Source organism: Bradyrhizobium ganzhouense (genome assembly GCF_049949285.1).
Classification (GTDB): domain Bacteria; phylum Pseudomonadota; class Alphaproteobacteria; order Rhizobiales; family Xanthobacteraceae; genus Bradyrhizobium; species Bradyrhizobium ganzhouense.
In genome coordinates, this window is the sequence record NZ_CP181318.1 from 2366441 (window position 1) to 2380323 (window position 13883).

A 13883-nucleotide genomic window follows, 5' to 3' on the forward strand; every position below is an offset into this window, starting at 1 on the left:
CGCGCGCGCCAGGTCCGCACATCGATGCGCTCAGTGAGAAGTGTGGGGCAATTCATAGTTAATGCTTCAATACCGTGACCTATATTGTTTGGGCGACACAAGACGCCTAGTATTCCGGCAGGCAATTTCGGGGGCTCGAATAAGCCGTGAATGTTCGTTCACAAGACAACGCATCACGCAGCGACTCGAATTTTCGAGCCGGGTCGCAGGCACACAGGACATCCAACATCGTGGCTGATTCCGCACTTCAGGAATTGCGTCCTATTGGGCGCGAGCGATTGATCGTGGTCGAAGACGATCCCGTGACCCGGACGATGCTGGTCGGTTACTTCAGCGAGAACAATTTCGACGTGGTCGGCGCCGGTACCTGCGCGGAATGTCGCCAGGCGTTGCGCGCGCGCACCGACCTCGTCTTCCTCGACGTGCAGTTGCCCGACGGCGACGGCTTCGAGCTCGCCAAGGAGATCCAGGCGACCAGCAATGCGGGCATCATCTTCGTGACCCGCCGCGACACCGACGTCGACCGCATCCTCGGTCTCGAGATCGCCGGCGACCATTACGTCACCAAGCCGATTAATCTGCGCGAGCTGCTGGCGCGTGCGCGCAGCGTGCTGCGGCGCCGCTCGATCGACCGCAAGGCGGCGCGCAACCACAATTCGATCGCTTTCGGCGACTGGATCATCGACCTGACGCGGCGCGAGCTGCTCGGCAGCGACGGCAAGCCGGTGGCGCTGACGCGCGCCGAGTTCGATCTTCTCGCCGCGCTCGTCGGTGCGGACGGACGGCCGCTCAGCCGCGACTATCTGATCGAGGTCGTCAGCAACCGCCAGGCCGAGGTCGACATCCGCACGGTCGATGCGCTGGTGGCGCGGTTGCGCCGCAAGCTCGTCGGCAGCGGCACGCCTGTCATCGCCACCGTCACCGGTGTCGGCTACAAGCTCGCGCTCAGCGAGCGGCTCTGATCTCAGCTCTCGAAAGACCTGATCGCCCGCGCACCTATCGTGTGCGGGCGCTTTGATCCGTGGTGATTTGTCGCGTCGTCCCCGCGAGCTGATCGTCGACCGCGTAGAGCGTGCAGGTCGGCGACCATTTCATGCAGGCCGCGAGCGAATCGCGTTGCGCATCGTCCACCGTGTTGCGCCCCGAGCGCCAGCCGTAACCGCCATTGGGCGACACCGCAAAAGCCTTGTGCGGCGCGGTGCTGGCGAGATAGCGCGCGAACTCGGCTTTCGCCGCGTCACTGAAATGGCTCGGCGGCGGCAGCGGATCGGGCGGGCTCAGAATGTCGTGGGCGAGCCCGCGCTCGCGCAGGAAGCCGTCGAGATAAGGCGTCCATTGCGGGCGGCCCGCGACGGAATAGAGATAGTGACCGTCGTCGCCGTAAGGCGGCGCCGAGACGAATTTCGCGCTGCCGCCGCCGGCGCGAAAGGCGGCATGGAGGCGGCCCGCCAGATCAGGGCCAAAATACAGATCGTTGGTCGCGTAGACCCACAGCATCGGCACCCGCGAGGTCTTGCCGAAGCTGGCGAAGGCCTGCACCAGCCCATCCTCGTTGCAGACGTCTTCGTCATCGTCACGCGAGCCGCGGCCGCCGGCGAAGCTGATCGCGGCGACGAGGCCGGGCGGCGGCTGCGCGGTCAGCGCGACAGTGGCGAGCCCGCCGGCGGAATGGCCGGCTGCGATCATGCCTGTCGTGGTGACGTCGGCCCGGCGCGACATCGCATCGATCGCCGCGCGTAAATCCGCGACCGCAATCGCGGCCGCCGGCAGATAGGCGGCGCTGACGCAGCCGCCGACGCTGTCGATACGCCCGCCGGGCGAGGTGCCGTAGCCGCGCCGCATCACGATCAGAGCGGCAAAACCGCGCCGGGCATATTCCAGCGCGATGCCGTAGTATGTGTGGGCCGACATCGCCGCGCGGTCGGCAAAGCTGCGCGGCGTGCCATGGCTGAGCAGCGCGAGCGGATAGCGCTTGCTCTCGGCCGGGCGGACCAGAAACGCCTCCAGCCCCCGCGGCCCGGCTTCCGCCATCGGGATGCGCAGATCCTCGGTGTAGAACTGCGCGGCGCGCGCCGGCGCATAGGCCAGGGCAAGGCCCACGGCGAGGCAGGCGATCAGAATGAACGAGAGCCAGTGAAGCCGTGTCATGCGCCGACTCGAAAAGGTCTGATTAAAGGAAGACCATAGCACGATCTCAGGAACGGCCACCCCGTCGCGCGTGTTGTGGTTTGGCGCGGGGCCAGCCGATGCTATGGTATCCCGCAATCTCTGTACGACAGGACGAGGATATTCCCAGTGGCTGATGTTCATCCCGCGGCGGGCAAGCTGGTTTCGCCGGACGCGCTCGCCAACATTCCGCGGCTCGTGACGGCCTATTTCGCGGGCAAGCCGGACGCGGCGGACCCGGCGCAGCGGGTTGCGTTCGGCACCTCCGGCCATCGCGGCACCTCGCTGAAGAACTCCTTCAACGAGGGCCACATCCTCGCGACCACGCAGGCCATCTGTGACTACAGAAAAGAGAAGGGGCTGACCGGGCCGCTCTTCATCGGCATCGACACCCATGCCTTGGCCGAGCCGGCGCTCGCCAGCGCGGTGGAGGTGTTCGCGGCCAACGGCGTCGATGTCATGATCGACAAGGACGGCGGCTATACGCCGACGCCTGTGATCTCGCACGCGATCCTGACCTACAACAAGGGCCGCACGTCAGGGCTCGCCGACGGCGTCGTCGTCACGCCCTCGCACAATCCGCCGGAGGACGGCGGCTACAAATACAATCCGCCGCACGGCGGCCCGGCCGACACCGACGCGACCTCCGTCATCGAGAAGCGCGCCAACGCCTATCTCGCCGACGGCCTGAGGAGCGTGAAGCGCATCGACTATGCCAGGGCGTTGAAGTCGTCGACCGTTCACGCCTACGACTACATCACGCCTTATGTTGCCGATCTCGGCAATGTCGTCGATCTCGAGCTGGTCAAATCCGCCGGCATCAATATCGGCATCGACCCGCTCGGCGGCGCCGCCGTGCATTACTGGCATCCGATCATCGAGCGCTATGGCCTGAAGGCCACCGTCGTGAACGAGGCGATCGACCCGACCTTCCGTTTCATGACCGTCGACTGGGACGGCAAGATCCGCATGGACTGCTCCTCTCCTTACGCGATGGCGAGCCTGATCGCGATGCGCGATCGCTTCGACGTCGCCTTCGCCAACGACACCGACGCCGATCGCCACGGCATCGTGACGCGCACCGGCGGGTTGATGAATCCGAACCATTATCTGGCGACCGCGATCTCCTATCTGTTCGCGCACCGGCCGAACTGGGGCAAGGACGCCGCGATCGGCAAGACCGTGGTGTCGAGCTCGATCATCGACCGTGTCGCCAAGAAGCTCGGCCGCAAGCTGGTCGAGACCCCCGTCGGTTTCAAATGGTTTGTCGACGGGCTCCTCACGGGCAGCTTTGGCTTCGGCGGCGAGGAGAGTGCAGGGGCCTCGTTCCTGCGCCGCGACGGCACGGTGTGGACCACCGACAAGGACGGCATCATCCTCGGCCTGCTCGCCGCCGAGATCATGGCCAAGACCGGCCGCGATCCGAGCCAGCTGTTTAATGATCTCACCGCCGAGCTCGGCGTGCCGCACTATGCGCGTATCGACGTCGCCGCCACGACGCCGCAGAAGAACATTTTGAAATCCGTCACGCCCGAGCAGCTTGGCCTCAAGGACCTCGCCGGCGATCCCGTCCGCGCGACGCTGAGCAAGGCGCCCGGCAACGGCCAGCCGTTCGGCGGCATCAAAGTCGAGACCGATTTCGGCTGGTTCGCGGCGAGGCCGTCAGGGACGGAGGACGTCTACAAGATCTACGCCGAGAGTTTTCGCAGCACCGAGCACCTGAAGCGGATTCAGCAGGAAGCACAGGCGGGGCTGGCGAAGGTGTTCGGGGCGTAAGCGGCCGAGCCGAGCGCCGCTGTCACTGCCTCTCCAGGCTCGCCGCATCAATAGGTGTCATCACCCGCGAAAGCGGGTGATCCAGTACGCCGCGGCGGAAGTGTGTGAACCCAATGTCTGCCGCGGAGTACTGGATTCCCCGCTTTCGCGGGGAATGACCGCGATTAGATATGTATACATGATCTCCAGAAATGGTATTTAAGTACGGCATTTTTGACCTTGAATGATTCCGCCCCTCCGCTATTGTATACATAACGCATACATAAGCCCTGGGAGATCGCCGGTGACAAAACCCTTCCCCTTCAACGCCTGGTACGCCGCCGCCTGGGACGCGGAGGTGAAGCCGGCGCTGTTGCCGCGGACGATCTGCGGCAAGCACATCGTGATGTACCGCAAGGCCGATGGCGCGGTGACTGCGCTGGAGGACGCCTGCTGGCACCGCCTGGTGCCGCTGTCCAAGGGCAGGCTCGAAGGCGACACCGTCGTCTGCGGCTATCACGGCCTGAAATACAACGCGCAAGGCCGCTGCACCTTCATGCCCTCGCAGGAGACCATCAACCCCTCGGCCTGCGTGCGCGCCTATCCCGTGGTCGAGCGTCACCGCTACATCTGGCTCTGGATGGGCGACCCTGCGCTGGCCGATCCCGCGCTCGTGCCCGACATGCACTGGAATCACGATCCGGCCTGGGCCGGCGACGGCAAGACCATCCGCGTCAATTGCGACTACCGCCTCGTGCTCGACAATCTCATGGATCTCACCCACGAGACGTTTGTGCACGGCTCCTCCATCGGCAATGATGCGGTTGCGGAAGCGCCGTTCGATGTCACCCATGGCGAGAAGACGGTAACGGTGACGCGCTGGATGCGCGGCATCGAGGCGCCGCCGTTCTGGGCCAAGCAACTCGGCAAGCCCGGCCTCGTTGACCGCTGGCAGATCATCCGCTTCGAAGCCCCGTGCACCATCGCGATCGACGTCGGCGTGGCGCCGACAGGCACCGGCGCGCCCGAAGGCGACCGCTCGCAGGGCGTCAACGGTTTTGTGCTCAACACCATCACGCCCGAGACCGAGAAGACCTGCCACTATTTCTGGGCGTTCGTGCGCAACTATCAGCTCGGCGAGCAGCGCATCACCAGCGAGATCCGCGAAGGCGTTTCCGGCATCTTCCGCGAGGACGAGTTGATCCTCGAAGCGCAGCAGCGCGCGATGGACGAGAACCCCGATCGCATCTTCTACAATCTCAACATCGACGCCGGCGCGATGTGGACGCGCAAGCTGATCGACAAGATGGTCGCGAAGGAAAACGCGCCAACACACCTCCAGGCCGCGGAGTAATCCAGGTGAAAGCAGCGCCCGAGCGTGAGGTCGACCGCTCCGTCTCGCAGACCGTGAAGGCGCAGCTCGCGTTGCGCGACCAGATCCTGTCGGGCGCGCTGCGCCCGGGCGAGCGTATCTCCGAGCTTCAGGCGGTGGAGACCACCGGCGCCTCGCGCACCCCGGTGCGCATGGCGCTGGTGCGGCTGGAGGAGGAGGGCCTTCTGGAGGCGATCCCCTCCGGCGGCTTCATGGTCAAGGCGTTCTCCGAGCGCGACATCTCCGATTCCATCGAGCTGCGCGGCACACTGGAAGGCCTCGCCGCGCGCTTTGCCGCCGAGCGCGGCGTCTCCGCGCGCGAGCTCGATCCGCTGAAAGAGTGCCTTGCCGCGATCGACGAATTGCTGCGACAGGTACCGATCTCGATCGAGGCTTTCTCGTCCTATGTCGCGCTGAACGCGCGCTTCCACGCGCTGCTCACCGAATTGTCGCGCAGCCCGCCGCTGGTCCGCCAGATCGACCGTGCCTCGGCGTTACCGTTTGCCTCGCCCAGCGGTTTTGTGATGGCGCAGTCAGCTCTGCCAGAGGCGCAGCAGATCCTGATCATCGGCCAGGAGCACCACCGCGTCGTGATCGACGCCATCGAGAACCGCGAGGGTGCGCGCGCGGAGGCCGTGATGCGCGAGCACGCGCGGCTCGCCGTGCGAAACCTGCGGCTTGCGTTGCGCAACCGCACCCATCTCGACCTCTTGCCGGCGCTCGCGCTGATCAAGACCGCAACCGATTGAGGGCACCATGCGCTTCATCGAAACCTGGATTCCGGCCGCGCTCGTCTCGACGCGCGATCTTGTCCCCGGCATCCGCGAATTCCTGATCCGGCCGGACCAATTCGACGGCGCCGCCTATCCGGTCGGCAGCCACATCAATGTCAGCGTCACCATCGACGGGCAGCCCGAGACGCGGTCCTATTCGCTGGTTGGCGAGGCCTCCTCGCGGGGCCTGCGCATCGCGGTGCGCCGCGCCGATGATTCCCGCGGCGGCTCGCGCTACATGTGGCAGCTCGCACCGGGCGCGCGGCTCGACATCACACGGCCGTCGTCACTGCTCGCGGTCGACTGGACGCGCGAAAACTATTGCCTGATTGCCGGCGGCATCGGCATCACCCCGATTCTCGGCGCCGCGCAGGCGCTGGCGCGCCGCGGCGCCGATGTCACGCTGCACTATGCCGTGCGAGGGCGCGCCGATGCCGCCTATCTCGATGATCTCTCGAGCCTGCTCGGTGACCGCCTGGTCGTCCATGCCAGCGATGAAGGCCAGCGGCTCGACCTCGACACGCTGTTTGCCTCATTGCCGAAGAGCACGTTGACGCTATTCTGCGGCCCGATGCGGATGCTCGATGCCGCACGCCACGCCTGGATCGGTGCCGGCCATGCGCTCCCCGATCTCCGCTACGAGACCTTTGGCTCCAGCGGCACGCTGCCGACCGAGACCTTTCGCGTGCGCCTGAAAGGCTCCAATGTCGAGCTCGAAATCCCGCGCGAGCGTTCGATGCTTGATGTCCTCAACGCCAGCGGTCACGAGGTGATGTACGACTGCAAGCGCGGCGAATGCGGCCTCTGCGCCATCGACGTCGTCGAAGTCGACGGCGAGATCGACCATCGCGACGTCTTCTTCAGCGACCACCAGAAGCAAAGCAACGAGAAGATCTGCGCCTGCGTCTCCCGCGCGCGTGGCACGATCACGGTGGACACGCTGCTGCGGGCGGATGCGGTTTGAGGCGAGGGCCGGGGGCGTCTATTCATGCGATAGGCCTATGAAGGGCAGCCTCGTCTGCTCTGCCCTCGGGGGCGGACGGGTTTAGTTCGGCCGACCGAGTCGGCTAGGGGGCCACGAGCGGTCATTTGATGGTGCCGCTTGAGTTGCTACGAAACAGGACCTCAATGGACGCTTCTCGCAAAAAGCTGCCGCCGGGCACAGCCTCAGACTGCAAGACGATCCAAAGGAACCGAAACCCTCAACCTGAGCCCGCTCGGCAGCCAATCATGCTCAACCTTGCCGCCGAGCTGATCAGCAATGCTGCGCTCTGCAAGCACGCTACCAAACCCTTTAGCTGACGGTGGGGCGACAATCGCGGGGCCGCCTGTCTCCTCCCATTCAAGATGGAAATCCCCTCCATGCATCTCCCATGTGATGCTGACCGAACCAGTCGGCTCCGATAGCGCGCCGTATTTGGCCGCATTCGTCGTTGTTTCATGCAGGGCGAGAGCGAGACTTGTCACTGCCATCGCACCCACGGGCACATTAGGTCCTCTCAAAACGATGCGTTCGCGAGACGCATCATCTTCGTACGGCCGCAATACCGTTTGCACGACGTCTCCCACCGTCGTTCGCTCGCTATGCGCCTCCGTACCCATAATCCCGGGACGGATGAGATCCTTGGCCTGCATGAGAGCGTTCAGGCGGCCTCGTAGCGATTGAGCCATTTCCTGCGGCGTTCGCGCTGATCGAGCACTCAGATTTATGATGCCGTGGAAGACGGCGAACATGTTCTTCACGCGGTGGTTAGCTTCCCGCGCGAGCAATCGTTGGCGCTCTTGCGCAACTACACGCTCGGTTGTCTCACTGACGATGCAAAGAACACCGCCAATTTCACCTAATTCGTCCTGTATCGGAGAATAGGAAATGTCGAAGTAAACAGTCTCCGGGTAACCGTGGCGCTCGATATAAAAGGGACGATCCTTGGCGAAGACAGTTTCGCCGGTATTGAGGACGCCTCTAAGTAGCGGTTCTAAATCATCCCACAGCTCGGCCCAATTCTCGCGTGCAGGCCGTCCAAGAGCCGTTGGGTGCTTCTGACCGATCGTTGGTGCATAGGCGTCATTGTATAGCGCCACAAACTCCGGCCCCCAGAACAGCACTATCTGTGCTTTGGCCGGCAGCATAAGGCTGACTGCGCTCTTGAGGTGCGCAGGCCAGTCCGCGATTGGCCCCAAGCTGGTGGCAGACCAGTCAAGAGACCTAATGAGTGCGGCAGCTTCGCCCCCACCTTGGGGAAAATCGCCCTCGACGTTGCGAACGGTGCCCATGGCGTTCAACAAGCAGGTTTTACCGTCGGGAACAAGGCGCTCGACACCAGCTTGTGTCAAGTCCGTTGCGGGTCAAAAGGGAAGTGTCGGGGTTGCCGGCGTAAGTCGGCTTCACCGCCAAAAGCCGACCTCCCCACATTTACGAGTATTGGCCCCTAGGCCGCGCAGGTCGCCCGATGCTCCGGGTCGAGCAGCTTCAGCGCGTCACCGCCCCAACTGCTTCGGATCGTAATAGAACCGCTCCTCGACCAGCTTGTCGCCTTGCCAGGTCTGCCATGCGATCTCGTCCAGCGTCCGCGTGACGCCCTCAGCGTTGGTAAAGCTGAAGCTCCAGCGCGTCGCGACGTGGTCGCCGTCGATTAGGCTCGGGCCGACGCGGACCGCCTTGACCTCCTTGCTCGCCGCCAGCACGGCGCGCTCCTTGGCGACGAGCTTGTCGCGGCCGATCGTTGGCGCGGTGTTGTTCTCGTAGGTCACGGCATCGGGCGTGCAGAATTGCTCGATCGCGCCGATAAAGTCTCCGTCCTCCAGGTGCTTCGCGAAAGCTTCGACGATGTCACGGCTCGGCATGGTGGTCCTCACAATTAAAACCGACTGTTAGTCGGTAAATACCGACCGGTAGTCGAAAAGTCAACTGGCCGCGTGAGGCGAATTGGATTAGACGAGATTGACGAGATGAGGCTCTGCTAGCGCGCCGACGGAGGTGCGTTCCCTCCCCCCGCAGGGGAGAGGGAACGGAAAGAGCGCGGCTGGTGGCCCCACTCGCTTCAACCCATCACGCGATAGACCAGACCCATGGCGAAACAGGCAGAGCGGCGAGCGGCGACGACGGAGGCGATCCTGACGGCGGCGCGCCGGTTGTTCGGGGCGCAAGGCTTTGCCGCGACGACGATGGACGAGATCGCCGAAGGGGCCCGCATCGCCAAGGGCGCGGTCTATCATCACTTCAAGACCAAGGAGGCGGTATTCGAAGCGGTGTTCGACCTCGTCTCGCGCGATCTCGTGGTCGAGATCGACAGCGCCGCGCGGGCCGAGAAGGACGTGCTGGCTGCGATGGTCGCCGGCACCCAGCATTATTTTGCCGCGACCGCCAAAGGCCCGACCGGGCAGATCATCCTGCGCGACGGCCCGGCCGTGCTCGGCTGGGAGCGCTGGCGCGAGATCGATGCGCAGCATTTTGGCGGCAAGATGCCGCGCGCGCTCGCGGTGGCGATGGAGGCTGGCCTGATCGCAAAGCAGCCGGTCGAGCCGCTGGCGCGCCTGCTGCTCGGCGCCGTGACGGAGGCGGCGGTCGCCTGCGCCGGACGCGCCGATATCGCAAGGGCAGGCGCGGAATATGCCCGTGCGTTCAAGTCGCTGGTCGAAGCGCTGCGTGTGCGCGCATGATTGTGCTAATCACGACACGGAAACGCCCACACCAACAAGAAGAACAGTAGCGAATGAACGCAAATTCCGCCCTCACACCGTCAGATCCTGAGTTCGACTACATCATCGTCGGTGCCGGCTCCGCCGGCTGCGTGCTCGCCAACCGCCTGTCGGCGAGCGGCAAGCACAGCGTGCTGCTGCTCGAGGCCGGCCCGAAAGACTCCAATATCTGGATCCACGTGCCGCTCGGCTACGGAAAGCTGTTCAAGGAAAAGACCGTCAACTGGATGTACCAGACCGAACCTGAGCCGGAGCTGAAGGGCCGTCAGGTATTCCAGCCGCGTGGAAAAACGCTGGGTGGATCGAGCTCGATCAACGGCCTGCTCTATGTCCGCGGCCAGCACGAGGATTACGACCGCTGGCGCCAGCACGGCAATGCCGGCTGGGGCTATGACGACGTGCTGCCCTATTTCAAGAAGGCGGAGAACCAGACGCGCGGCGCCGATCAATATCACGGCACCGGCGGTCCGCTGCCGGTCTCCAACATGGTCGTGACCGATCCGCTGTCGAAGGCCTTTATCGACGCCGCGGTCGAGACCGGTCTGCCGTATAACCCCGATTTCAATGGCGCCACACAGGAGGGCGTCGGCCTGTTCCAGACCACCACGCGCAACGGCCGCCGCGCCTCGACCGCGGTGGCCTATCTCGGCCCCGCGAAAACGCGCAGCAATCTCAAGGTCGAGACCGAGGCGCTCGGACAGCGCGTGCTGTTCGAGGGACGCCGCGCGGTCGGCGTCGAATACCGGCAAGGCGCGCACGTGCGTCGCGCGCGGGCGCGGAAAGAGGTCGTGCTGTCGAGCGGCGCCTACAACTCGCCGCAGCTCTTGCAGCTCTCGGGCGTTGGCCCCGCCGATCTCCTGCGCAAGCATGGCATCGAAATCGTGCTGGACGCAGCTGGCGTCGGCCACGATCTCCAGGACCACATGCAGGTCCGCATCGTGATGCGCTGCGCGCAGAAGATCACGCTGAACGACACCGTCAACAATCCGCTCCGCCGCACGCTCGCCGGCGCGCGCTATGCGCTGTTCCGGAAAGGCTGGCTGACGATCGCGGCCGGCACCGCGGGCGCGTTCTTCAAGACCAATCCGCGGCTGGCATCGCCCGATATTCAAGTGCACTTCCTGCCGTTCTCGACCGACAAGATGGGCGAGAAGCTGCATGATTTTTCCGGTTTTACCGCGTCGGTGTGCCAGCTCCGGCCCGAGAGCCGCGGCTCCTTGCGCATCCGGAGCGCGGACCCGACCGTGCCGCCGGAAATCCGCATCAACTACATGTCGACCGAGACCGACCGCACCACCAATGTCGAAGGCCTCAAGATCCTGCGCAAGATCTTGCACTCCCCGGCGCTGAAGCCGTTTGTGGTCAGCGAGTACGATCCCGGCGCGAAGGTATCCACGGACGCCGAGCTTTTGGATTATTGCCGTGAGCGTGGCAGCACCATCTACCATCCGACCTCGACCTGTCGTATGGGCAATGATGCGCTCGCGGTGGTGGACCAGCGGCTGAAGGTGAGGGGGCTCGAAGGCCTTCGCGTCGTCGATGGTTCGATCATGCCCGACCTCGTGTCGGGGAACACCAACGCGCCGATTATCATGATCGCCGAGAAGGCCTCAGACATGATATTGCAGGATGCGCGCTAACCCGCGCATCGTGAAAGGACAAGAGCTTGGCGACGCGATTCAAGATCGGCACCCGCAAGAGCGCGATGGCGCTGGCACAGACGGAAGAGATCGCGCGCCGTCTGACCGCCGCCATGCCCGGTCTCGACGTCGAGATCGTCAAGTTCGACACCACGGGCGATCTCGACCAGACCAGCAAGCTGTTGCCTCATGGCGGCAAGGGCGGCGCCTTCGTCGCGCAGATCCGTGCCGCGGTGCTGTCGGGCGAACTCCAGGCCGCGATGCATTCGCTGAAGGACATGCCCGGGAATGAGGACACGCCGGGCCTCGTCATCGGCGCCACACTGTCGCGTGATCCGCCGAGCGATGCGCTGGTGCTGCGCGACGGCGTCACGCTGGAAGCGCTACGCCACTCGCGCGGCAAGGGTTTCAAGATCGGCACCAACGCCGTGCGCCGCGCGGCCTATGCGCGGCGGCTGTTTCCCGAGATCGAGGTTATTCACTTCCGCGGCGCGGCCGACACCCGCGTGCGAAAGCTCGACAATGGCGAGATGCAGCGTCTGCCGGATGGCGGCGCGGTGGGGCCCGCGGACGCGCTGATCATGGCGCGCTCGGGTCTCGATCGCGTTGGTCTTTCCAACCGTATCGCCTACGAATTCACCGCGGCGGAGATGCTGCCCGCGGCGGGGCAGGGCATCGTCGCCGTCGAGTGCGCCGCGCAGGACTGGCAAACGCGGCAAATCCTGTCGTCGATCGACGACGCTGCCGCGCATGCCTCTGCCGATGCCGAGCGCGAAGTGCTGTGGCTGCTCAACGGCCACTGCAATTCACCGGTCGCGGGTTTTTCGACCATCGCCGGCGATCAGATGTCGCTGACCGCGTCCGTGCTCGACCTCTCCGGCAACACCATCATCGAAGCCGCGCGCTCAGGCCCCGCCAATCGCCCGCGTGAGCTCGGTCGTAGCGTCGGACTGGATCTGCTGGACAAGGGCGCCGCCGAGATCATCGAGCGCAGCCGGCCGCGGTCCGATGGCCGATCTCAAATCTGATCCGGCGATCGCGTCAGCGTCTCCGTGAGAAACGTCACACAGCGCGGAGGCGCGGCACAGAGCGCTCGCCAATACGTGCAGAGAATCCGCGCGTTTTGAACCGTCGGCGGAACAAGTGTGACCAACGTCGCAGAGCCAGGTGAAGGGTTCCAATATCTGCAACGGGATTGTTTCATGGATCGGAAGCACTCCCGTGAAAAGCCATTTTGCACTGCTGGATCCGCTGCGCTTCGCCACCGCTCTCGGAGTCGCGATTTTTCACCAGATGTTCTGGTCATGGGCCTGGGTTTCGATTGGCGTTTCAGGCTTTGAGCGTTACGTCGCCGCCGAAGTCATCTATCCGTCCGCCGCGCCCTACACCTGGTTCGGCTGGGTGGGCGTCGAGATCTTCTTCGTCATTTCAGGCTTCGTCATCGCGAATTCCGCGTGCAAGTCTTCGCCGGGCGAGTTTTTGCTCGGTCGCGCACTCAGGCTTTATCCGGCGGTTTGGGTTTGCGCCACCACGACCCTCCTTGTTCTGCTCATCTTTGGAAGTGGACCGGCCTCCGAATTCATCCTGCCCTACATCCACGCCATGCTGATGGTCCCCAAGGGTGTCACAGGTCAGTGGCTTGATGGCGTCTACTGGACGCTGGCCGCCGAGACCGCGTTTTACGGACTCGTGTACTGCGCGATGCTCACGAAGAAGGTCACGCTGAGGCACCTGGCTTGGGGCCTCACCATCTACAGCGCGATATTCAATGCCTTCTCGTTACTGGTGCTGTCGTGCACGACGCCGTCCGATTTGCTCTATCTCATCATTCTGATGTTTCGGGTTCCGGCCGCAGCATACTTGTTGAATCATGGCTGCTTCTTTGCGCTGGGCATCTGGCTCTTCATTTCCGCAAACAGGGAATTGACGAAGCTCGAACGGATCGCCGTCGCCGTCACCTGTCTCTCGGGGGCTGCAGAGATCTACTATTTTGCGTCTTTCTTCCTGACGAGCATTCCCGCCATCGCAGACCAGTCAGCCCTCGTGCCGATCATGGTTTGGGCTGCCGCGGTGCTCCTCATCGCCATGGCCGCGAACCGGAACAGGAACAGGCGCGCTGCTGGTATCATTTCTCCTGAGGCGCCGGCCTATTGGAGAACGCTCGGACTGATCACCTACCCGCTCTATCTCAGCCACAACGTGGTCGGCACCGCGATCATTCGTGCCATGGTCGATGCCGGCCTGGATGCCACCACGGCCGTGTGGGTCCAACTGAGCATTCTTGTCCTGATCTGCTGGTTCATTTGCGCGAAGGTCGAGCCAGCCATCAGGGGGGCGATGACCGGAACGATTAGATATTTTGGACAGCTTCCCGAAAGACTGCCGACATCGAAGCGCCCGAAGTTTTCGCGGGGGCTGGGCCTTCGGCCGCCCGTCCCGGCAAAGATGATCGTCACGCTGCAATAGAAGATGGCCTGC

At 64.0% G+C, this 13883-nt stretch carries 12 protein-coding genes; 9 read left to right on the plus strand and 3 right to left on the minus strand.

Features of this window, described 5'->3' with window-relative positions; translation table 11 throughout:
* Nucleotides 1-146: 146 nt before the first annotated feature.
* A complete protein-coding gene (locus ACLFLU_RS10820; protein WP_426412175.1) occupies nt 147-962 on the plus strand; it encodes a response regulator in 816 nt (271 codons plus the stop codon).
* A 34-nt stretch (nt 963-996) separates the two neighbouring features.
* Here ACLFLU_RS10820 and ACLFLU_RS10825 read toward each other — a convergent pair whose 3' ends face one another.
* Nucleotides 997-2148: an alpha/beta hydrolase family protein gene (locus ACLFLU_RS10825; protein ID WP_426412176.1), complete on the minus strand. Its 1152-nt coding sequence runs from the start codon at nt 2146-2148 to the stop codon at nt 997-999.
* 147 nt (nt 2149-2295) lie between these two features.
* On the opposite strand from ACLFLU_RS10825, the gene pgm reads away from it, so the two are divergent.
* The 4 genes from pgm to ACLFLU_RS10845 all read left to right on the plus strand — a co-directional run bounded on the left by pgm (nt 2296) and on the right by ACLFLU_RS10845 (nt 7030).
* The gene (gene pgm, locus ACLFLU_RS10830; RefSeq protein ID WP_426412177.1) at nt 2296-3942 is read left to right on the plus strand and encodes a phosphoglucomutase (alpha-D-glucose-1,6-bisphosphate-dependent); all 1647 of its coding nucleotides are present in this window, start codon (nt 2296-2298) and stop codon (nt 3940-3942) included.
* Nucleotides 3943-4225: 283 nt separating this feature from the next.
* Nucleotides 4226-5275 (plus strand): Rieske 2Fe-2S domain-containing protein, encoded by a 1050-nt coding sequence (locus ACLFLU_RS10835; protein ID WP_426412178.1) that lies wholly within the window; start codon nt 4226-4228, stop codon nt 5273-5275.
* A 5-nt stretch (nt 5276-5280) separates the two neighbouring features.
* Nucleotides 5281-6042, plus strand: a complete 762-nt coding sequence (locus ACLFLU_RS10840) for a GntR family transcriptional regulator (RefSeq protein ID WP_426412179.1) — start codon at nt 5281-5283, stop codon at nt 6040-6042.
* A 7-nt stretch (nt 6043-6049) separates the two neighbouring features.
* Entirely contained in the window at nt 6050-7030 is a 981-nt protein-coding gene (locus tag ACLFLU_RS10845) for a PDR/VanB family oxidoreductase (protein WP_426412180.1), read from the plus strand.
* A gap of 203 nt (nt 7031-7233) precedes the next feature.
* On the opposite strand, the gene ACLFLU_RS10850 is transcribed toward ACLFLU_RS10845, so the two are convergent.
* The gene (locus tag ACLFLU_RS10850) at nt 7234-8400 is read right to left on the minus strand and encodes an HWE histidine kinase domain-containing protein (protein WP_426412181.1); all 1167 of its coding nucleotides are present in this window, start codon (nt 8398-8400) and stop codon (nt 7234-7236) included.
* Nucleotides 8401-8544: 144 nt separating this feature from the next.
* The gene (locus tag ACLFLU_RS10855) at nt 8545-8910 is read right to left on the minus strand and encodes a nuclear transport factor 2 family protein (RefSeq protein ID WP_426412182.1); all 366 of its coding nucleotides are present in this window, start codon (nt 8908-8910) and stop codon (nt 8545-8547) included.
* 225 nt (nt 8911-9135) lie between these two features.
* Here ACLFLU_RS10855 and ACLFLU_RS10860 point away from each other — a divergent pair, with 225 nt between their 5' ends.
* The 4 genes from ACLFLU_RS10860 to ACLFLU_RS10875 all read left to right on the plus strand — a co-directional run bounded on the left by ACLFLU_RS10860 (nt 9136) and on the right by ACLFLU_RS10875 (nt 13871).
* Nucleotides 9136-9726, plus strand: a complete 591-nt coding sequence (locus tag ACLFLU_RS10860) for a TetR/AcrR family transcriptional regulator (RefSeq protein ID WP_426412183.1) — start codon at nt 9136-9138, stop codon at nt 9724-9726.
* A gap of 53 nt (nt 9727-9779) precedes the next feature.
* Nucleotides 9780-11405 (plus strand): GMC family oxidoreductase, encoded by a 1626-nt coding sequence (locus ACLFLU_RS10865; RefSeq protein WP_426412184.1) that lies wholly within the window; start codon nt 9780-9782, stop codon nt 11403-11405.
* Nucleotides 11406-11431: 26 nt separating this feature from the next.
* Nucleotides 11432-12433 carry a hydroxymethylbilane synthase gene (gene hemC / locus ACLFLU_RS10870; protein WP_426412185.1) on the plus strand — a complete coding sequence of 334 codons (1002 nt, stop codon included), beginning with the start codon at nt 11432-11434 and terminating at the stop codon, nt 12431-12433.
* A gap of 193 nt (nt 12434-12626) precedes the next feature.
* On the plus strand, nt 12627-13871 hold the full coding sequence (locus tag ACLFLU_RS10875; RefSeq protein WP_426412186.1) for an acyltransferase family protein: 1245 nt from the start codon (nt 12627-12629) through the stop codon (nt 13869-13871).
* The last annotated feature ends 12 nt before the right edge of the window (nt 13872-13883 follow it).